Origin of the sequence: Enterococcus sp. DIV0167, from assembly GCF_050541555.1 — a bacterium.
Lineage (GTDB): Bacteria > Bacillota > Bacilli > Lactobacillales > Enterococcaceae > Enterococcus > Enterococcus faecalis.
The window spans coordinates 863,696-882,175 of record NZ_CP172933.1 but is presented as its reverse complement, the minus strand read 5'-3'; the positions used below and the strand labels follow the sequence as shown (position 1 = coordinate 882,175).

Sequence of the window (18,480 nt, the reverse complement as noted above, 5' to 3'; positions counted from 1 at the left end):
TATTATACAGAGAAGGAGCTCATTAAATCACACCAGCTTTCATACCAAGCGGTTTCATTTCTGAAATTGCGTTATTGTTTCGATGATTGTTTCATTAAAGTAAAGGACTTGGGAGGAAACAATATGATTAGGTTTTTAGAAAAAAATTATCGGAAAATGGAAGAAATCATTCGTGTCTTATCCATTTCTGATAAATGGATGACTAAAAAAGAACTTGCAAAATATATTGGTAGTTCTGAGTCTACTTTTATTCGTTATATTGAGGAGATTAAACAGCGTTGGGGCGAAAGTTTAACCATTAAAACATCGCATAAATTAGGCTATCGTTTAGAAAACTTTAATGTGTCCTTATATTTAAACGTGCTGACGGATATGGCAAAAACGTCAACGACCACCCAATTGCTCCATGAGTTTATCCAAAATCCTGGCAAAACCATCGAATATTATTGCGATACCATCAATATTAGTCGCTCTTCTTTTGCTCGAAAATTGAAGCAGTGTAATCAGGTCTTGGAAACTTACTCTCTTCGCGTTATCGTTGATCAAGGCTATCAATTAACTAGCCAAACAGAAGAATTGCCTTTACGTATTTTTACAACCTTTTTCTTTTTAATGTATTATGGTCATTATGAATTGCCTTATCAATTAGATAAGCAAGAAATCAAACAATTAATGCGTCGTAATCAATGCCAATTAAATATTATTAGTATGGATAACAGTTATGAACACGATTTCTTTATTATGTATTTTATTGTTGATTTATTAAGAGAGCATCAAGGCTTTCAGCAACGTTTCCAGAAAAAAACAGATAAAAAGAGTCCAATCAAAATGGAAGATTATCTTTTACTCAGTCGTCATTTTACTGGGCTCAGCCGTGAAACCTATCGGGAAGTTCTCCGGTATTTTCAAAGAGGCGCTTTTCGGCAATACTACTCCGAAGACCAAGAAGTCATCAGTCAAAGAATACGTGAAAATTTAAAATTTAATGCTTTTTCACAGATTGAACAATTAACAGAAGAAGTCGTCGACTTCGCTGTTCACTTGTTAACCTGTCTTTATTTGTTTTCTCAATTAGTGCCTTTTGACACCTCCGAATTGACACAAAGGGCCACCTTTTTCACTCGACAAATTCATTTTACTCAGCTTCACTTATATGCACGATTAAAAGCAGAATTGCATTTCTTTTCCGCTCTTTTAGAAACAAATCTATTAAACTATTCATCTTCTTATATTTTTTGGTTGCTTAATACTTTTCCAGAAATTAACCAGAGTTTCGACTCAAAAAAGATTTTGATTATTAGCGACATGGGCCTGAATCATAGTCAATATATTGGAAACTATGTCCACGATATTTTAGCTTTGCATCGGATTCGTTCAAATACGTTAGCAATTACGGAAGAACAATTAGGTGAACATCAACTTGAAGAATTTGATTTGATTATTACCAATCAACCAATTATTGAAACCAGTGTTCCAAGTATTTTAATTAATGATGCTATCTTATTTTCTAACAAAAGAGAATTGCTCGATTTATTAAACTTTTAACGTCTTAATGGTTTTCCCTATCTACCAAAAAGATAGCCCTTTTATCAAGAATCACGTAATGTGAGGTGCCATCATACAGAAGATATTTTTATTTTTCTGAAATCAAAAAGAAAATAGGACATAAGTCATTTCGACTTATGTCCTATTTTCACTCTTAAGATAATCAGCTAAACGAAACCAGCAAATTAAATTTCTGATTGATTCACTGGCCATCTTGTGTGACTTTTACTTGGCAAAATTAATGTAATGAAGATCACTAAAGTACCGATAAAAGGAAGTAAATAGAATAAAATCCACCAGTTACTGTGGTCGCGATCATGCAATCTTCTTGCTCGAACAGTAAAGTTTGCCAACCAAATTAAAGCAGTCAGCAAGAAAAAGATAATGGTCACAGTATTCCATTCTTTAATGATTGTTCCATCATTGGGTGTTACTTCAATATATCTGTAAACGCCCGTAATTGCTGAATAAATCCCTAACACCAAATAATTAATTAATTGTGGCCACCAATATTGTGCTCGTGTTGCTGACGCATTCATTGTTGTAATATTATTCCAGTATTCTCTATACGCGTTAAACATATTATCACCCCCGCATTAACTATTACAGAAGTCTTTCGTTTTGTCAAAGAATAACGTTATTTTATGCCGCTTAATGACACGTCCATGTGCCTTCCTTAAACTCACACGAAGCTGACTTTTCAGAAGAAGGAGTTAATGAAACTAACGGTTGCTGTTGTTTTTCTTCTGCGAGAATTTTTTGAATAGTTTGGCTGATTTGTTGTTTCGGTACTGCACCATTAATTAAATATTTTTGATTAATGATTAGTGCGGGAACTCCTTGTAAACCATAAGCAGAAGCTAGCGCAAAATCTTCTTGAACTGCCGTCCAAACAGCCTCGGAAGCAACAGCTTCTTTCCATAAAGCAAAATCAATCGTTGTCTCTTTTACTAGCTCCTCAATTACTTCTGGCTCTTCAATATTTAAACTTCTCATAAATAAACCTTCTTGTAACTTATCAAACAGTACCCAATAAGTGTCTTGGTTGCCAATGTATCCAGCTGCTTTTGCTGCTAATAATGCATTCTTTGATGTTGGAAAATCAAATCGTTGCTTCCTCATCCCTTCAATATTAAAACGATGCTTTGAATCGTTTTGATTGGCATGCACCCAATGCGTCAAAACTTCTTCTTTTACTGCTGCTCGTGAGCCAAACATTGTTTCAAAATCGTTTGCGGACCACCCCAACGCAAACGACCGATGAATCAATTCAATTTCAGGAAATTCTTGTTGAATCTCATGCATGCGGTCAGACATTGGAAAACAAAAACTACAAATAACATCATGGAAAAATTCTATTTTCATCCTTACCCTCCAGTAACTCTTTTTTCAAAACAGATTGAACTAAATTTACCATTTTACTTACTAAAAGTAAACAAATGAAGCCAATTAAAAGAAAAAGATGAAACAAAATGCGCTATGGCTTTTGTCTCACCTGTTCTATCTACTTATTCTGATGTGTCCATTCCATTACCCGCTCACCATTCGTATCTAATTCACCATTAAATACAAAACCAAGTTGTTGATACAACCGAATTGCTGAGCTGTTCGTATCATAAACACTCAAGTATAGCTTGTTTGTTTGGTATTTTTCTATTAGCATTAACATTAAAAGTCGACAGGCTGCTTTCCCATAACCTTGTCCTTGGAACCGTTGATCAATTAAAAAGCGGTCTAACCAAACGCGCCCATCTTGCCAACGTCCATACATGGCATAGCCGATTAATTGATTGCCGTCATAAATACCTGCCGATTCCCATTCTGGAAATTGGTCCGATTCTTTTAGATTTTCTGCCATTGATTCAATGAAGGTTTGTTGTTCAGCGAAAACTTGTAGGTTTTCCACTGCTTTACGATTATCGTTTGTTACTTTTTCAAAATGTATTTCCATTGTTTTCACCTAATTAGTTGTTATTTTCTGCATACTTGTCTTCTTTCTTGCTTCTTATTTTAACATACTTATTTCCCTTTGCTTTCTCTAACTCTCTGTGATTATACGTTTCTCTTTTTTATGGGAAATCTTCCCTATAAATGGAGACTCTTTTCAAGAGATTTCTTTTTACACTGCCCGTTTCAAATGATATAAATGATATATAGAGTGTTTTAACTATGTGCAACATGATTAAAAGTTAACTGTTGGGGAGCAGTTAACTTTTTCTTTTTAACCACAAAAGAGAGGATCCGCTGTGAGAAATAACTGCAGTGGATGCTCCCTTTTGTATATTATTTATTTACTAGCCGATAGTTGAAAGCTTTCCCGTTACTCAGTAGTATCGATTTTGTCTTCTTGACTATCTAAAGAACGGTCAACTTTTTCGTCGTAACTTTCCATGGAATTTTCATTTTTATGTTTCTGCTTATCGACCGTTTTATCGACTTTTTCTTTCTGTCGATCAATTGTTTTTTCCATCTCTTCGCCAGCCGAGGTACAACCACTCAGTAAAAGGAAACTTGTGAATAAAAACGCTGACAAGATAACTGTTTTTCCGATTTTTGTTTTCATAAACTCACCTCTCGTTTAATTTAAAAAACGTCCCGATAAAACATTGTTTCCTTGATTAATTACTCACAATTAGCGAACGACTAAGACATTGCACAAAGCATGGTTAACCACATAATCTGTAGTAGAACCAATCAAGGTTCGTTGAATAGCACCTCTTCCCGTGGCACCTAGCACAATTAAATCTATGGCATAATTTTCAGAAATCGTGTTGGCAAGATAACGTTTTGGGCTCCCAAGCTCAACAATTTTTTTGACTGTTTTTACACCAATTTCACTCGCTTGTTTTGCCTTTTCAGTGAGCATCTCTTCTGACTTGTGTTTTTCTAAATCATACAATTCTTCAAAAGAAAATGGACTCGTCGTAAATTCAGCATCATTAATAATTGTAGCTAAATAAAGAGTAGCTTGTTCCTCTTTGGCAATCCTGACAGCTTCATGAAAAGCTTTTTCAGATTGATCTGAGCCATCAAGAGCAACCAAAATATGTTGATATACTGACATTTTATCCGCCTCCTTAACCAAATTAAGAATCAAAACTAACACAACAGCTGTGTTACATTTTAGTGGCTATCTGTTGTAATTTTTCCACGGTTAATGCTTGATAATTTGTTTCTTCAAGTAGTCCTGTTTGAATTTCAACAGAAACATCTTCCGTACATGTTTCTAAAAACATTGTGGCATAATCAAACTGTTGCTCTAAGAATGTTTCATACTCCAGTCGACAACGTAAAAATTCTTTCGCGGTATCTGAAACATGTAAACACATGCGGCGCTTATTCGCTTTCTTGGTTATCACAAAATAGGTTCCTTCTAAAATCGTGGTAATCTCTTCAATAATATACGCTGCATCTTTTACCATTCCGTCAATCCAGTCCTTTATTTGTTTTCAGTATCGTTGCTTTTTTCTTTGTCGTCACTTAACAGCTCTTTAATTTTTTCACGATTGTCGTATAACTTTTTTCCTACGCCCACTAAGGCGCCGCCTGCCAATAACTTTGTTAAAAAACCGCCATTTGCGTTTGTTTTTTTGCCATGGTGTCCTTTTAAATGATGTCCCATCCTAGCCACCTCCATAATTTTTATTTCCATTACCTATGAACATTATCTCATATGTTTTCACAAAACGCACGTATAACAATAGTTTTTTAATCAAGGCTCGACCACTTTGTAAACTCATGACTTTTAATATGCCGAATCTCTTCAAATAAAATATGTGTATTTCCAACTTTTGCATACTCCATTGAACTCATCCCTTCAAAAACACCAACAATTGGCGGTTGAACACGGCCAAAATCATCCAAAGTATTCAATTGGATTTCTAAAACCTGGTTATTTTTTAAAGACTGCTCTAAGTATTCTTCAATTTCTTCTGTTGTCTGTTGCGGTAAGCGTTCAAATGCTCTCTTAGAATATTCGTCAGAAGCTTCGATTCCTTCTTGTAACTCCCCCAATGCAAAAGCGGTCGCCCATTTCAGTTCAAAGGGACGATCATGGTACTCATTATAAGGTGTAAATTCTTTTTTTGTTCGTTTCATGATGTTATCCTCCTAAACCGACATTTCCTCCAGCATGTCCACCGACTAATCCTGAACGATGAATTGCCGTCGCGCCTTCCAACAAAGAAGAGGCGTGGATTAAAGCTTGAAAGCCAAATTTTTGTCGGATTTTATCAATCAGATAGTTTAACTCCATTTCACTAATTTGCTCTTCTGGTTCCGAAAATAAATCTAATTGTAAAGATTCATTCCAAACTAATTTCCCATAAGAAAGCCCTAATTGCCGGACATCGGTTCCCGCTAGATAATGTTCTCTAAAAAGGGCTAAGACATAGGTAATCAAAACTTTTGTATTGTTTGTTGCAGGAATCGTTTGTTGTTTTCGCCAACCAGTTCGTCCTTCACGGTCAATTTGTCCTTTGGAATAACCAACGTAGACTGTGATACATTCCGTTTGACAATGCGCTTTTCTTAAACGAGCAGCCACTTGTTCTGTCAGTTCCTTTAAGACTAGTTCAATCTGATCTCTTCGCGCATAATCTCTCGGTAAAATCTGACTATTCCCAAATGATTTTTCAGCTTTATGTTGCGCTTTTTTCCCTAAAAAGGTACGATCAATCCCCCATGAATGAGCATACAATTGAAGCCCCATCACGCCAAATGTTTCTTGTAAAAGATGCGGATTCGCTTGCGCTAACTCATATACAGAATCAATTCCGAAACGATTCAGTCGTTTAGCCATTCTGCGACCAATCCCACAAAAATCTGTCAAAGAAGGCAACTGCCAGACAGTATCTGGTACACGATCATACCGCCATTCTGCAATAAAATCTGGCGAATGTTTGGCGCCATTGTCCAACGCCAATTTAGCCAGTAACGGATTGTCCCCTATCCCAACGGTCACATAAATACCCACATGATTATAAACGACTCTTTGGATAATCCGAGCCATTTTATAGGCAGTTTCACAATGAAAATAACTTAAAGAAGCCGTTACATCAAGAAATGATTCATCTACACTAAACACAGAGTGATCTTCATCTGCGACAAACTTTTTATATAAATTATTAATTTCTTGATTTTTTTTCATGTACAAATTCATTCGTGGCGGAACCACATATAAATCAGGATGAGCGGGCACTTGATTTTTACGCGTAACATTTGAAACACCTAAAACTTTTTTTGCCATTGGCGATGCTGATAAAACTAATCCCCCCGCATTTTCGGCATTACTCATCACTACCAACATCGTTTTCAACGGATCTAACCCACGTTCTGCGCATTCTACACTAGCGTAAAAACTTTTGCAATCAATACAAAGAATATCGCGACTAGGTTCTTTTTCATAATCAAATTTCACAAACATCACCTCACTTGCAAAATCATTATACGAACAAACGTTCGATTAATCAAGCGAACACTGTTTATTTTTTTGTTTTTTTCAAGAACGGTCGGTGATCAAAAAAAAATAAGTATTCGGAATTTTTATATTCCAAATACTTATTTTTTCTTTTACATCTTATTTCGATTTAAAAATAACGATAAAAAGCCCGTTCCTAACAGAATTACTGCTGAAACATAATAAGGGAAAAAGTGATTGATATCAAATAAAGCTCCTGCTGCCATTGGTCCTAAAATATTACCAAAACTTGTAAATGTCGAATTTAGTCCGTTGATGGTTCCTTGTTGATCTCCAGCATGTTTGGATAAATAAGTAGTTACTGCTGGTCTAAACAAGTCAAACGCTAAAAAGACAATAAACGTTGAAAATACAACAACTAAATTATTTTTTGTAAAGGCAATCACGGCAATAAAAATGGCACTTGCAAAAAAGGTTAATTGGATTAAACCCATTTCACCTATTTTTTGGACGATTGCATCAAAGAAAAACAACTGACAAATCAACGCTAAAATACCACTAACCGTAATCACGATTGCTATTTCACTTGTGGTAAAGCCAAAATTAATAGTCGCCATAATACTATAAATAGATTCGAACGCTTGCAGGCCAAAAGAGGAAATTAAGATAATCACAAATAATGAGGTAAACATTGGATTTCTTAAAATATCCATAAATGAACCTTTTTTCGCTTCAACAGCGGCTAAAATTCGTTTCTCTGGCTCCTTCAAAACAGTTAATGTCAAAATAAAACCAATAAACGCTAAAAATGCGGCCGCAAAAAACGGGGCGCGAATACCTAAATAAGCAATAAAACCACCAACTCCTGGTCCGATAATAAAACCACCACTAATTGCAGCTGACACAAGTCCCATCGCTTTCGGACGTTCAGAAATCGTGGTCATATCTGCCACAAAGGCTGTCACTGACGGCATTAATAAAGCGGCGGCAATCCCACCTAAACCACGAGAAATATAAAAACCGCTTTTCGCTTGAGCTAAACCAAATAATAACTCAGAAATTGAAAACACCAACATGCCCGTTGCAATCATTTTTTTCCGACCAATTTTATCCGAAAGGACACCTGCGATTGGCGATGTGATTAATTGGGCAATCGCAAAAATAGAAATCATCATTCCCATTGTGGTACCAGAAAAATGCATTTCTTCTTTTAATTGGGGAATTACGGGAATGACTAGGCCTACGCCTAGAAAAACAAGAAATAAGTTAGAAATTGCTAAGTACATCATACTATTTTTTTTCGTCATAATTTGCCTCCTCCATAAAAAAACAGCCATCAAAAATGGCTATTTCTGTTTCTTTGTATGTACTTTCTTTGACAGTGTTTCGGCTGAAACACTCGTTGAGTCATTGAGATACATTTTACACTAATTCGCTGAAAATTTCACTAGTTTTTACTTATTTTTTTAAAGGAAATTGTTATTTTTTAAAGACATAACTTAAGTATCCAAGTATTTAATGAATCGCTTTTGTTTTTTATCAGAAATATAGCCAATGTGTTCATAAAATTGATGTGCTGCTGTACGCTGTTCCCCTGAATTTAAGCGAATCGCAGACAAGTTACACTTTTTAGCTTCCGTTTCTAGTTTCGTCATTAATTGTTTGCCAATTCCACGGCCTTCTGCTTCTTTTGCCACTGCTAATCCCAGAACGTTCAATAACGTTTGGGAATAAATTGTTTCATACAGTTGCGCATGCACATAGCCTAAAATCTTCCCTGTCTTCGTTTCTTCATAAACATATAAAAACTCTCTGTCACTGGCTAGTAGTAATTTCTCAATCTGTTTACAGGTCACGTCAACGGGAACTTCATAGCCCAATTGTTCTTTATTAATGATAGTTAACGCCGTTGCATCTGTTGACTTCATTTTTCTAATCAAGGGTAACACCCTCCTAAATGATATTTATAGAGTATTACTTTGGCTACTCTATAGTTTTTTCGATAAATAAAGAACTAACTCATCATCATTAACACACCGTTCGTTTGGTTTCAGCTGCTTATTTTGAAACCAAACTCCTGAACCATCTGGCACATATCCTTGTTTGATATATAATCTTTGCGCTGCACCATAACCAGGATGCAGGCCTACTCCCAAGGAAACAGTATCTGCATAACTTTTGGCAACATTTTCTGCACGATTTAATAATAACCGCCCCACTCCTTGTTTTTGAAATGACAAGAAAACATTGAAATCAGCTATTTCAGGATATAAATTTTTAAAAGGTCCTTCCTTAGCTAATGGCAGTAACGTCACATAACCTAACAGCGTTGCCTTTTTCTCCGCTACAAAAACCGTTCGTTGCTTGACTAATTGTTCTTCTAAATAGTTCATTAAAATCTCTTGGCGACTTGGCCAACCTTGTTGGACAAATTGAGTATCCAGCGCTAAGATATCTTTCTCTTGCATTTCTCTAATAACCACTAGCTCAGACATTAGCACTTCCTCCCGAAAAGCGTTTTCATTTTATAAAACGAAGCGAATAATTCTTCGCTCCCTTATTCATTTTCAAAACCATCGAGTTGATGATATTTGGGCAAAACAGCAACACATGTTTCTTCTGAATTAACAGCAATAACGAACCCTTGCCATAAGGACCACGTCACCGCTTCACCTAATTTCTCTTTCACTCGTTGAATCATTTCAGCTTGCGTTAAGTCTCGTGCAGGAAAATGTTGAACTTTATCATTACTGATTAAAAAAATAAATGATTCTGAAAAAGCTGTCATGACTTCAGGTGGTAAATTTTTTAATCGTTCTTGATAATCCATTGAAACCACTCCTTCTTTTTTATCATACCACAACATCCATTTCTCTAAAAAGCGCAGCACTTACTACTGAATATCTGCTAAAATTTGCCTGATAATCTGCTTTTCAGACAGTTGTTCAGATAACCGCTGTTCTCCCGCAAGCCCTAAATAATCTTCTGGTAGCCACCAACGTTTCATTTCCACGACACCAAATTCTTGATTCTTGTTTCTCTGGCTATGTCTTTTCACCGTTTCTTCAAAAGAAAGATCAAAATAATAAACCTGAACATTTCCTTCAAAGAGATGGATTATTTCCTGGAAAAAGGAATGATAAATGGCTTTTTGAAAAATCCCTTCAACAATCACATACTGGCATTCTTGATAACCAAAAGCTACCAACTGTTTTAACAAAGCAATACTTAGATTACCTGTTTCATCTTTAACACGAAGCATTTCTCTGCGCACCACATCTTGAGAAATCAATAACGATTGTTCTTTAAGACACTGATGAAGCGCTTTAGCTATCGTTGTTTTACCACTACCAGAATTACCACGTAAAATAATTAATTTCGGTTGCATCTGTTTCCCTCCATTTTCTTGATTGTTGAAAACCAGCAGAAAAGAGCAAAAAACTTGGAAAAAACTCTCCAAGTTTTGCTGTTATTTTGATGAATGTTTCGTTGAATCTCGCTGAATGAATTCCGTTCCGACAATAATTTTTCTAGGAACTGGTGGGGTATTCAAGCATAACTCTTTCATTGTCTCAACGGCTAGCTCACCCATCCATTCAGTATGAACTTTAACTGTTGTTAATGTTGGTGAAACATATTTTGCGACACTAATATCATTAAAACCAATGATAGAAATATCTTCTGGCACACGAATGGCTGCTTCTTGTAACGCCCGCATTGCACCAATCGCCAATGTATCACTTGCAGCGAAAAAAGCGGTTGGACGAGTGTCCGCTTCTTCAATAAAGTCTTTCATCGCTTGATAGCCTTCTTCAACAGAAAAAGCTGCTTCGACAACCCATTCTTGATGATAAAGGTCCAGATCTTTTAAGGTTTCTTTAAAAGCGACAAAACGTGGATCAACCAATGCCACGTGGGACTCTTTCGTATATTCTTGCCCAGAAAGCATACCAATTTTCTGATGCCCTTGCGCCAAAAATTCTTGCACAATTGTTTTAACACTTCCAGTAAAATCAACAACAATGGAGTTTTGGCCAAAAACCATTGCATCAAAGTCTACAAATAGAAGAGGTGCGCCTAAGGCGGCTAAGGCCGCCACTTGCTTTTCATCAAATTTTCCTAGGGCAATTGTCCCATCAAATCTTTTTTGAGACAGGTTTGTCAGAGATTCTTTGACTAAAAGAAAACCCAATTCCTCTGCCCGCTTTTCAACACCTAAACGAATCGATAAATAGTAAATATCATCCAGTTCTTCTGGATCGCTGAACCATTGGACAAACCGAATTTTCTTTTTGCCTGCTTGTTTTTTTCTGGCTCGCTTTTTATAATTTAACGTTTCTGCTGTTTCAAATATTTTCTTCTTCGTTTCATCACTAACTGATAATGTTTCATCATAGTTCAAAACTCTCGAAACTGTCGCTGAAGAAACACCGACTTGCTCTGCTATATCTTTAATGGTTACGATGTTCCTCACCTCAAACTAATCATTTTCTATACATTGAATAAATCGTTCAAAAGCACGACGGCCTTCTTCATCACGTTTAAAGACGCCGGCATCTGTTAAAATTTGAACAAAAATTGTCCCAATTCCTTGTTGGATCACTTCTTTGACATTGGCTTCAGTGATGGTTTGCTGACTGAGTTCATCCGCCCAAGCTCGATGACTTTCAGCAATTTGATTGGGTTGCTTTAATAAATACTTTTCGACTTCTCTTAATTCTTGTGCCAGCCTTGGTGGCAAAATAGCTAGTCCCATTACTTCAATTAAGCCAATATTTTCTTGCTTAATATGTTGTACTTCTGGATGTGGATGAAAAATGCCATCTGGAAATTCCTCCGAAACATTATTATCTCGTAAAACTAAATCCAATTCAAATAATGACCCTTTGCGTCGGGCAATTGGCGTAATCGTATGATGCGGCGTACCATCTTCTGAATAGGCCCGAACTGAGACACGTTCATCAGAATAATTGCGCCATTTGGTCAAAATTAATTCGGCTGCTTCAACTAGTTCCTCTTGACGATCACTTTGAAGACGAATCACAGACATCGGCCATTTTAAAATACCAGCAGTTATCTCAGGATATTTTTTCAAAGAAAATCTTTTTTCCATTGGTGCTAAATCCATTGGAAATGTATGACGTCCCGCTTGGTAATGATCATGAGATAAAATAGAACCACCAACAATTGGCAAATCTGCATTAGAGCCCACAAAATATTCAGGGAATAACTCCGTAATTTTAAGGAGCCGCTGGAACGTTTTTTTCTCGATTTTCATTTCTCGATGTTGTTGGTCCAAGAAAATCGCATGCTCATTATAGTAAGCATATGGCGAATATTGAAAGCCCCAAGCTTCGTCCTCTAAATTTAGTCGGATAATCCGATGGTTTGTCCGTGCTGGATAATTCACACGACCATAATAGCCTTCATTCTCCATACATAACATACACGCTGGATATTTTTTTTGACTCATTTTCTTTTCAGCCAAAATTTTTCGAGCATCCTTTTCTGGCTTCGATAAGTTAATGGTAATTTCTAGTTTACCATAGGGTGAGTCCATTGGGAAAATAATATTTTTGGCGATTGCTTTCGTTTTAATGTAGTTATTTGTTTTACATAACTGATAAAAATAATCCGTTGCTTTTCGTGGAGACTCTTGATAATAATCCATAAACTTCCGATTAATGATGGTTGGGGTCGGCGTAATAAAATCCATTAACTCTGCTTCTAGTTGTTCTGCTTCCGTAATTGAGTCATCGATTTGGTGATTGGCTTGTGCAATGTTTAAAAGATGTTCCACCACACGCAACGGTTCTTGCTCACAAACAACCGCTTCTGGTTGTTCAAAAAAATCACAGCCAACTAGTTTGGCAATCCGATTCGTCAAATAATAACGGTCTGTTTCCGTCCAATCGCCATTTTCTATGATTATCTCTACAAATGCAGCAATCCATTTACTACTTTCTTTCATCATCTGATGTTCTCCTATTCATTATAGCCTTGAGGATGTTTCACATGCCATTGCCAAGCGGTGGCGATAATATCCTTGACCTCAGTTACTTCTGGTTGCCAGCCTAAAACTCGTTTGGCTTTTTCACTAGAAGCAATCAACGTACTAGGATCCCCTGCTCGGCGTGGGGCGATTGTCGCAGGAATTTCTTGGCCTGTCACTTCGCGAGCAGCATCTAACATTTCTTTAACAGAATAGCCGTTGTTGCTTCCCAGGTTAAAGACGTCACTTTCGCCGCCATTTTTCAAATATTCTAAAGCCAAAATATGTGCTGCAATCAAGTCTTCAATGTAAACATAATCTCGAATGCACGTGCCATCTGGTGTATCATAATCATCCCCCAAAATACTTAGCTCTGCTCGTTGGCCTAATGCCACTTGTAAAATAATTGGCACAATATGCGTTTCTGGCGTGTGATCCTCACCAATTGAGGCATCTTTTTTTGCTCCTGCAACATTAAAATAACGCAAAGCAACATATTTCATTCCATAAGCGTTGTCGCACCATTTCATGATTTTTTCCATCATTAATTTACTTTCCCCATACGGATTTTTAGGATTCGTTGGGGTTTCTTCTGTAATAGGCATTGCTTTTGGTTCGCCATAAGTGGCCGCTGTGGAAGAAAAAACAATGTGTTTCACCCCGAATTCTTGCATGACTTCCAAGGCAATTTGCGTGCCGTGAACATTGTTATTGAAATACATTAACGGTTTCTCCACGGATTCTCCTACTAAAGAATTGGCCGCAAAGTGCAACACCCCTTCAATTGATTCCTTTTCAAAGACACTACGTAAAAAAGCTTTATCACGAATATCGCCTTCATAGAAAGTCGCTTGTTCATGAACTGCTGAACGATGCCCCGTTAATAAATTATCAACAACAATAACGGCATATCCTTTTGAAATTAATTGATCGACGGCATGTGAGCCAATGTAGCCTGCGCCACCTAATACTAAAATAGACATTTAAAGCCTTCCTTTCTAAAATAACTTTCTGGCACCATCATCAATTGATGCAGGATAAAAATCAGCAGCATAGCCAATTTTATCTTGATAACTCTGGCCAACAGCTTCAATAAATGCATCTATATTTTGCTTTGGTACCAAAGCAATACTACAACCGCCAAACCCTGCACCAGTCATCCGTGCGCCCAAAACGCCTGGTTGTTCTTGCGCACAAGCCACTAAGGTATCCAACTCAATACCGGTTACTTCGTAATCTTCTTTTAGCGAACGATGTGAGGCATTTAATAATAAGCCAAATTCTTCCAAATCCCCTTCAGTTAGCGCTTGTTTTGCCAATAAAGTTCGTTCATTTTCTGTGACGGCATGACGCGCTCGTTTAATCAACGCTGGATCTCCAATCAATGCTTGATATTGGTCAAATGTCTCGCTGTCTAATTCACCTAAAAATTCAATAGATAACTCTTTTTGAAGCAAACGAACGGCTTCTTCGCATTCTGCACGACGTTCATTATATTTTGAATCTGCTAATTCACGGCGTTTGTTAGTATTCATAATGACAATCGTATACTCACCTAATTTGGCGGGAACCATTTCATAGTGCATATTATTGGTATCTAGTAGAATAGCTTGATCTTTTTCTCCCATTCCTACGGCAAATTGGTCCATAATTCCCGAATTAACGCCAATAAATTCATTCTCCACTTTTTTACCGATTTGCACCAACTCAAGCATTGGACAGTGTAAAGCATATAAATCATTACAGATCGTCCCCATTAAAAGTTCAATAGAAGCAGAAGAAGACAAGCCAGCACCATTAGGAATCGTACCGTAGAAGAGCACATCTAAGCCAGAATCAATATTGTGTCCGCTTTCAATCAAGTAATTTAAAACGCCTTTCGGATAATTTGCCCAATCATCTGAATCTGAATAGGTTAAATCTTCTAATGAAAATTCGATGAGACCAACCTCTTTAAAATTATCAGAAAACATTCGAATTTTTTGGTCGTCTCTTTTTCTTGCCACACCAAATGTCCCTAAAGTAATAGCCGCTGGGAAAACATGACCGCCATTGTAATCTGTATGTTCACCAATCAAATTAATTCTTCCAGGGGCAAAATAACAGGCTGTCCCTTTCTCACCAAATATTTCTACAAATCGATTCATTAACAGTTCTTCCATCACTAATCGCTCCTTTCACTAGTAAACAAATTGTATAATATTTACTAAACTTTTGCAAATATTTACTTAACATTTTCTTGATTGTCATTTTGATCGAAAACGTGTACAATACAATTAAATAAAGATTTATTTTCTTAGCGTTTCTTTTTGACTATTTAAATAATCTAAACAACAAAGTTAAATTTACTAAATATTTACTTAAAGGAAGGATTGATTATTTTGACTATTTCAACTGAATCATTTGGACAAGGAATGCTTCTTTACACACTGACGAATAAAAATGGTGTGACTTTAAAAGCAACAGATTTTGGTGCGCGAATTGTTGCGCTCGACGTTCCTCTTACAAAAAATGAATCCCGATCACTCGTGCTAGGCTTTCCCTCAGCAGATGAATATTTGTCTAAAGACTTATATTTTGGTGCAACAATTGGTCGAACAGCTGGCCGAATTGCCGATGGCTCCTTTGAACTAGCGGGTAAAACGTATCAAACGATGATTAATACTCCTACTCAAACAACACTTCACGGTGGCACACCTGGGTTTGAAAGTAAAAAATGGCACAGCGAAATCCAAGAGGCACAAGCGAATCCTTCTGTGAAATTTTGGCTAGAGAGTCCTGCTGGTGAAAATGGTTTTCCTGGAAATCTCACTGTTTCAGTCACGTATACATTGACTGAAGAAAATGAATGGCAAATTGAGTATCAGGCAACTACAGATGAACAAACACTTTTTAATCCAACCAATCATGTCTACTTTAATTTAACTGGAAATCCTGCAATCCCCATTGATGCGCATGAGTTACAAATAAATGCCCAAAAGTTTGTCCCGCTTGATGAAAGAGTTTTACCGCTTGGAGAATTAGCTTCCGTCGACCAGACAGCTTTTGATTTACAAAAACCTAAAAAATTAGCTGAGGTTTTTTCAAGTAACGATGAACAAATCCAAAAGATGAACGGCTTCGATCACCCTTTCATCTTAACCAATCATGATTTAATTAACCCAGATGTTATCTTAAAAAGTCCTACTAAAGATATCACCTTAGAAATGTTCACTGATCAACCTTCAGTTGTTATTTTTTCAGCAAATTTTGCTGATAACGGTCCCGATATTCAAGGACAAAAATTAGTCAATCACGGAGCGCTCACATTTGAAACCCAAGTCTGTCCTGGTGCTGAAAGATTTCCGTTGTTCGGTTCTATCACCCTCTCACCTGAACAGGAATTTCACTCAACGACCCGTTTCAAACTAATTTATTAAGTGAAATGGTGCTCTTAACCAAACTTATCTTCGAACTAAAAAAGATAAGAATGGTTAAGAGCACTTCTATTATTTGACATTTTTAATCGCTCCATTTACACTATTTTCAATTAGAAAGGCGGTGATGTCTATGTATGCAATCAAATTTTTTCATGGCTATTTAACTGCAGATGGTAAACGTACGCGAGATAAATCAGGTTGTTTAGTTTACCACTCTGAAAAAGAAGCACAAAAATTAGCAGATAAAATTGGCGGGAGAGTTAAAAAAATTGGATAACCTTAGGTAAAGGATAGATAAGCAAGGCTATTTTGCTATCTGTCCTTTTTTATTTTACATATTCCTCGACTTATTGTATTGATTTGATACAATAGAGAAAAAGCCTAAAGGAGCGCTTACATGAAACAAAATGACTTTGATTATATGCAAATGTTAAAAGGTGAATTATATTACGCCCCCACCATTTTACCCGAAAACAAATCAACAAAAGGCAAGGTGTTAGCTCAAAAAATCAATCAACTTCCTATCGATAATGTGAAAGAAATTGTGGCCCTAGAAAAAGAATTATTAGGAAAAACTGGCAATGAGTTATATATCACCCCACCCCTCTATGTAGATTACGGTCGCCATATTGAGGTAGGAGAAAATTTTTATGCAAATATGGATTGCATTTTTTTAGATGTAAACAAAATCATCTTCGGTGATAATGTCATGGTTGGCCCTCGTGCTAGTTTTTATACTGCCGGCCATCCAATTGATCCAACGATTCGAACTGCAGAATTAGAATTCGGGACGCCAATTATTGTTGAAGATAACGTGTGGATTGGCGGAAGTGCCACCATTTTACCTGGCGTTACAATTGGAAAAAATGCTATTGTCGCTGCTGGTGCTGTGGTTACAAAAGACGTTCCTGCCAACACGATTGTTGGAGGTAATCCAGCAAAAGTCATTCGCAAAATTGATGAAAAAGATCAGCAATTTTGGACAGAAAAGCAACGGCAGTATCAAATCGCTAAGAAGCAATTCTTTCATGAATAAAAAATCCCCAATCCAATGAAAATAACGGATTGGGGATTTTTTATTTTAATCTTCTTCATAATAATTAAACATCCAATGGATGCCAAACTGATCTTTTAGGGAACCATACTTTTTGGACCAAAAAGTTTCAGACAATGGCATTGTAACAGTGCCACCTTCAGATAATCGTTTAAATAAGCGATCAATTTTTTCATCATCATCTGTGCTAACCACGAGCGAAAGGTTATTTCCTTCCGTAACTTCAAAACCAAACATATCAGGAACATCTGAAATCATTACATAGGTTCCTTCAATAATGATACTTGCGTTCATCACTAAATCCTTTATCTCGTCGCTTATAGGATGCTCAGGATCCTCAGGTGCTTCGCCAAAAGTCATTAAATTTTGACATTTTGTATCAAAAACATCTTCATAGAACGCAATTGCTTCTTTTGCTTCACCTTTAAAATTTATATACAGCTCTAACAAATGACTCACCTTCTTTCATGATCAAATTTTATACTTTATTTTCTCATGATTTGTCAGAAAGCAAAAATAGTCTGCTTAAAAATCTGATTTTTCTAGTAACAAGGTAACAAATTTTTCCAAATACAGTTGGTCAACCGCATCATAGCTATTTGTTACACCACTATCAATATCTAAAACACCGACCAATTGATGATTTTTTACCATCGGTACAACGATTTCAGACATCGCAGCTGAGTCGCAAGAAATATAATTGGCGTGTGTCTTCACGTTATCAACAATCAATGTAGCTTGTTTTTCCGCTGATTCACCGCAGACACCTTTGCCCATTTTAATTCTGGTACAAGAGACTTTCCCTTGAAAAGGCCCCAAAACTAATTCTTCATCTTTATATAAATAATACCCAGCAAAAACGGTATCTGGTAATGTTTGTGCAAGTAACGCGGACGAGTTTGCTAAATTTGCAATAGCATCCGTTTCTATTTCTAGCAAACCGCTCAATTGTTGTAAGCACAATTCGTAGGCTGCTTTTTTGTTTTCTCTCGTTTGTTCAGTCATGCTTGGTTCATCTCCTTCATTTTGTCTTATTATAAAGGAAGATACG

The 18,480-nt window shown here is 36.6% G+C and carries 24 protein-coding genes; 4 read left to right on the top strand and 20 right to left on the bottom strand.

The window, feature by feature from the left end; translation table 11 throughout:
- Positions 1-123 precede the first annotated feature (123 nt).
- On the top strand, positions 124-1,545 hold the full coding sequence (locus IGM09_RS04410; RefSeq protein WP_033624897.1) for a helix-turn-helix domain-containing protein: 1,422 nt from the start codon (positions 124-126) through the stop codon (positions 1,543-1,545).
- A gap of 185 nt (positions 1,546-1,730) precedes the next feature.
- On the opposite strand, the gene IGM09_RS04405 is transcribed toward IGM09_RS04410, so the two are convergent.
- The 18 genes from IGM09_RS04405 to IGM09_RS04320 all read right to left on the bottom strand — a co-directional run bounded on the left by IGM09_RS04405 (position 1,731) and on the right by IGM09_RS04320 (position 15,118).
- Entirely contained in the window at positions 1,731-2,126 is a 396-nt protein-coding gene (locus IGM09_RS04405; protein WP_002358131.1) for a DUF805 domain-containing protein, read from the bottom strand.
- A 70-nt stretch (positions 2,127-2,196) separates the two neighbouring features.
- A complete protein-coding gene (locus tag IGM09_RS04400; RefSeq protein ID WP_002375225.1) occupies positions 2,197-2,910 on the bottom strand; it encodes a DsbA family oxidoreductase in 714 nt (237 codons plus the stop codon).
- Positions 2,911-3,049: 139 nt separating this feature from the next.
- Positions 3,050-3,496 (bottom strand): GNAT family N-acetyltransferase, encoded by a 447-nt coding sequence (locus tag IGM09_RS04395; RefSeq protein WP_010713539.1) that lies wholly within the window; start codon positions 3,494-3,496, stop codon positions 3,050-3,052.
- A 369-nt stretch (positions 3,497-3,865) separates the two neighbouring features.
- Complete coding sequence (locus IGM09_RS04390) at positions 3,866-4,108, bottom strand: hypothetical protein (protein ID WP_002358134.1); 243 nt, start codon at positions 4,106-4,108, stop codon at positions 3,866-3,868.
- Between the two features lie 69 nt (positions 4,109-4,177).
- Complete coding sequence (locus IGM09_RS04385) at positions 4,178-4,609, bottom strand: universal stress protein (protein ID WP_002391595.1); 432 nt, start codon at positions 4,607-4,609, stop codon at positions 4,178-4,180.
- A gap of 52 nt (positions 4,610-4,661) precedes the next feature.
- On the bottom strand, positions 4,662-4,967 hold the full coding sequence (locus tag IGM09_RS04380; protein ID WP_002358136.1) for a hypothetical protein: 306 nt from the start codon (positions 4,965-4,967) through the stop codon (positions 4,662-4,664).
- A 17-nt stretch (positions 4,968-4,984) separates the two neighbouring features.
- Positions 4,985-5,182 carry a hypothetical protein gene (locus tag IGM09_RS04375; protein WP_002360617.1) on the bottom strand — a complete coding sequence of 66 codons (198 nt, stop codon included), beginning with the start codon at positions 5,180-5,182 and terminating at the stop codon, positions 4,985-4,987.
- Positions 5,183-5,253: 71 nt separating this feature from the next.
- Positions 5,254-5,643 (bottom strand): hypothetical protein, encoded by a 390-nt coding sequence (locus tag IGM09_RS04370; protein WP_010710518.1) that lies wholly within the window; start codon positions 5,641-5,643, stop codon positions 5,254-5,256.
- Positions 5,644-5,647: 4 nt separating this feature from the next.
- A complete protein-coding gene (locus IGM09_RS04365) occupies positions 5,648-6,970 on the bottom strand; it encodes a Y-family DNA polymerase (RefSeq protein ID WP_033624896.1) in 1,323 nt (440 codons plus the stop codon).
- Between the two features lie 146 nt (positions 6,971-7,116).
- Positions 7,117-8,271: a multidrug efflux MFS transporter EmeA gene (emeA, locus tag IGM09_RS04360; protein ID WP_002358140.1), complete on the bottom strand. Its 1,155-nt coding sequence runs from the start codon at positions 8,269-8,271 to the stop codon at positions 7,117-7,119.
- Between the two features lie 192 nt (positions 8,272-8,463).
- Positions 8,464-8,904 carry a GNAT family N-acetyltransferase gene (locus IGM09_RS04355; protein ID WP_289862020.1) on the bottom strand — a complete coding sequence of 147 codons (441 nt, stop codon included), beginning with the start codon at positions 8,902-8,904 and terminating at the stop codon, positions 8,464-8,466.
- A gap of 48 nt (positions 8,905-8,952) precedes the next feature.
- Positions 8,953-9,459 (bottom strand): GNAT family N-acetyltransferase, encoded by a 507-nt coding sequence (locus IGM09_RS04350; protein WP_033624895.1) that lies wholly within the window; start codon positions 9,457-9,459, stop codon positions 8,953-8,955.
- Between the two features lie 62 nt (positions 9,460-9,521).
- Positions 9,522-9,830, bottom strand: coding sequence for a hypothetical protein (locus tag IGM09_RS04345; RefSeq protein WP_161798482.1), 309 nt, complete (start codon positions 9,828-9,830; stop codon positions 9,522-9,524).
- Between the two features lie 27 nt (positions 9,831-9,857).
- Complete coding sequence (locus IGM09_RS04340) at positions 9,858-10,424, bottom strand: kinase (protein WP_025192668.1); 567 nt, start codon at positions 10,422-10,424, stop codon at positions 9,858-9,860.
- A 9-nt stretch (positions 10,425-10,433) separates the two neighbouring features.
- Positions 10,434-11,438 (bottom strand): LacI family DNA-binding transcriptional regulator, encoded by a 1,005-nt coding sequence (locus IGM09_RS04335; protein ID WP_010713545.1) that lies wholly within the window; start codon positions 11,436-11,438, stop codon positions 10,434-10,436.
- Positions 11,439-11,444: 6 nt separating this feature from the next.
- Positions 11,445-12,935, bottom strand: coding sequence for a UDP-glucose--hexose-1-phosphate uridylyltransferase (gene galT / locus IGM09_RS04330; protein ID WP_025191334.1), 1,491 nt, complete (start codon positions 12,933-12,935; stop codon positions 11,445-11,447).
- 14 nt (positions 12,936-12,949) lie between these two features.
- Positions 12,950-13,939 (bottom strand): UDP-glucose 4-epimerase GalE, encoded by a 990-nt coding sequence (galE, locus tag IGM09_RS04325; protein ID WP_033624893.1) that lies wholly within the window; start codon positions 13,937-13,939, stop codon positions 12,950-12,952.
- Positions 13,940-13,954: 15 nt separating this feature from the next.
- Entirely contained in the window at positions 13,955-15,118 is a 1,164-nt protein-coding gene (locus tag IGM09_RS04320) for a galactokinase (RefSeq protein WP_033624892.1), read from the bottom strand.
- Positions 15,119-15,370: 252 nt separating this feature from the next.
- Here IGM09_RS04320 and galM point away from each other — a divergent pair, with 252 nt between their 5' ends.
- The 3 genes from galM to IGM09_RS04305 all read left to right on the top strand — a co-directional run bounded on the left by galM (position 15,371) and on the right by IGM09_RS04305 (position 17,411).
- The gene (galM, locus tag IGM09_RS04315) at positions 15,371-16,375 is read left to right on the top strand and encodes a galactose-1-epimerase (RefSeq protein WP_016617492.1); all 1,005 of its coding nucleotides are present in this window, start codon (positions 15,371-15,373) and stop codon (positions 16,373-16,375) included.
- Positions 16,376-16,505: 130 nt separating this feature from the next.
- Positions 16,506-16,652 (top strand): hypothetical protein, encoded by a 147-nt coding sequence (locus IGM09_RS04310; protein WP_002384758.1) that lies wholly within the window; start codon positions 16,506-16,508, stop codon positions 16,650-16,652.
- A gap of 120 nt (positions 16,653-16,772) precedes the next feature.
- On the top strand, positions 16,773-17,411 hold the full coding sequence (locus IGM09_RS04305) for a sugar O-acetyltransferase (protein WP_002394768.1): 639 nt from the start codon (positions 16,773-16,775) through the stop codon (positions 17,409-17,411).
- Positions 17,412-17,456: 45 nt separating this feature from the next.
- On the opposite strand, the gene IGM09_RS04300 is transcribed toward IGM09_RS04305, so the two are convergent.
- A complete protein-coding gene (locus IGM09_RS04300) occupies positions 17,457-17,888 on the bottom strand; it encodes a VOC family protein (protein ID WP_025192069.1) in 432 nt (143 codons plus the stop codon).
- Positions 17,889-17,954: 66 nt separating this feature from the next.
- Positions 17,955-18,434, bottom strand: a complete 480-nt coding sequence (locus tag IGM09_RS04295) for a GAF domain-containing protein (protein ID WP_002360627.1) — start codon at positions 18,432-18,434, stop codon at positions 17,955-17,957.
- Positions 18,435-18,480 lie beyond the last annotated feature (46 nt).

Bases quoted from the DNA above. Each gene is read 5' to 3' on its own strand.
- emeA (WP_002358140.1), bottom strand. From the start codon at position 8,271: ATGACGAAAAAAAATAGTATGATGTACTTAGCAATTTCTAACTTATTT.
- IGM09_RS04375 (WP_002360617.1), bottom strand. From the start codon at position 5,182: ATGGAGGTGGCTAGGATGGGACATCATTTAAAAGGACACCATGGCAAA.
- galE (WP_033624893.1), bottom strand. From the start codon at position 13,939: ATGTCTATTTTAGTATTAGGTGGCGCAGGCTACATTGGCTCACATGCC.
- IGM09_RS04395 (WP_010713539.1), bottom strand. From the start codon at position 3,496: ATGGAAATACATTTTGAAAAAGTAACAAACGATAATCGTAAAGCAGTG.
- IGM09_RS04365 (WP_033624896.1), bottom strand. From the start codon at position 6,970: ATGTTTGTGAAATTTGATTATGAAAAAGAACCTAGTCGCGATATTCTT.
- IGM09_RS04310 (WP_002384758.1), top strand. From the start codon at position 16,506: ATGTATGCAATCAAATTTTTTCATGGCTATTTAACTGCAGATGGTAAA.
- galM (WP_016617492.1), top strand. From the start codon at position 15,371: ATGCTTCTTTACACACTGACGAATAAAAATGGTGTGACTTTAAAAGCA.
- IGM09_RS04405 (WP_002358131.1), bottom strand. From the start codon at position 2,126: ATGTTTAACGCGTATAGAGAATACTGGAATAATATTACAACAATGAAT.
- IGM09_RS04380 (WP_002358136.1), bottom strand. From the start codon at position 4,967: ATGGTAAAAGATGCAGCGTATATTATTGAAGAGATTACCACGATTTTA.
- IGM09_RS04385 (WP_002391595.1), bottom strand. From the start codon at position 4,609: ATGTCAGTATATCAACATATTTTGGTTGCTCTTGATGGCTCAGATCAA.
- IGM09_RS04295 (WP_002360627.1), bottom strand. From the start codon at position 18,434: ATGACTGAACAAACGAGAGAAAACAAAAAAGCAGCCTACGAATTGTGC.
- IGM09_RS04400 (WP_002375225.1), bottom strand. From the start codon at position 2,910: ATGAAAATAGAATTTTTCCATGATGTTATTTGTAGTTTTTGTTTTCCA.
- IGM09_RS04390 (WP_002358134.1), bottom strand. From the start codon at position 4,108: ATGAAAACAAAAATCGGAAAAACAGTTATCTTGTCAGCGTTTTTATTC.
- IGM09_RS04345 (WP_161798482.1), bottom strand. From the start codon at position 9,830: ATGTTGTGGTATGATAAAAAAGAAGGAGTGGTTTCAATGGATTATCAA.
- IGM09_RS04410 (WP_033624897.1), top strand. From the start codon at position 124: ATGATTAGGTTTTTAGAAAAAAATTATCGGAAAATGGAAGAAATCATT.
- IGM09_RS04305 (WP_002394768.1), top strand. From the start codon at position 16,773: ATGAAACAAAATGACTTTGATTATATGCAAATGTTAAAAGGTGAATTA.
- IGM09_RS04370 (WP_010710518.1), bottom strand. From the start codon at position 5,643: ATGAAACGAACAAAAAAAGAATTTACACCTTATAATGAGTACCATGAT.
- IGM09_RS04320 (WP_033624892.1), bottom strand. From the start codon at position 15,118: ATGGAAGAACTGTTAATGAATCGATTTGTAGAAATATTTGGTGAGAAA.
- galT (WP_025191334.1), bottom strand. From the start codon at position 12,935: ATGAAAGAAAGTAGTAAATGGATTGCTGCATTTGTAGAGATAATCATA.
- IGM09_RS04350 (WP_033624895.1), bottom strand. From the start codon at position 9,459: ATGTCTGAGCTAGTGGTTATTAGAGAAATGCAAGAGAAAGATATCTTA.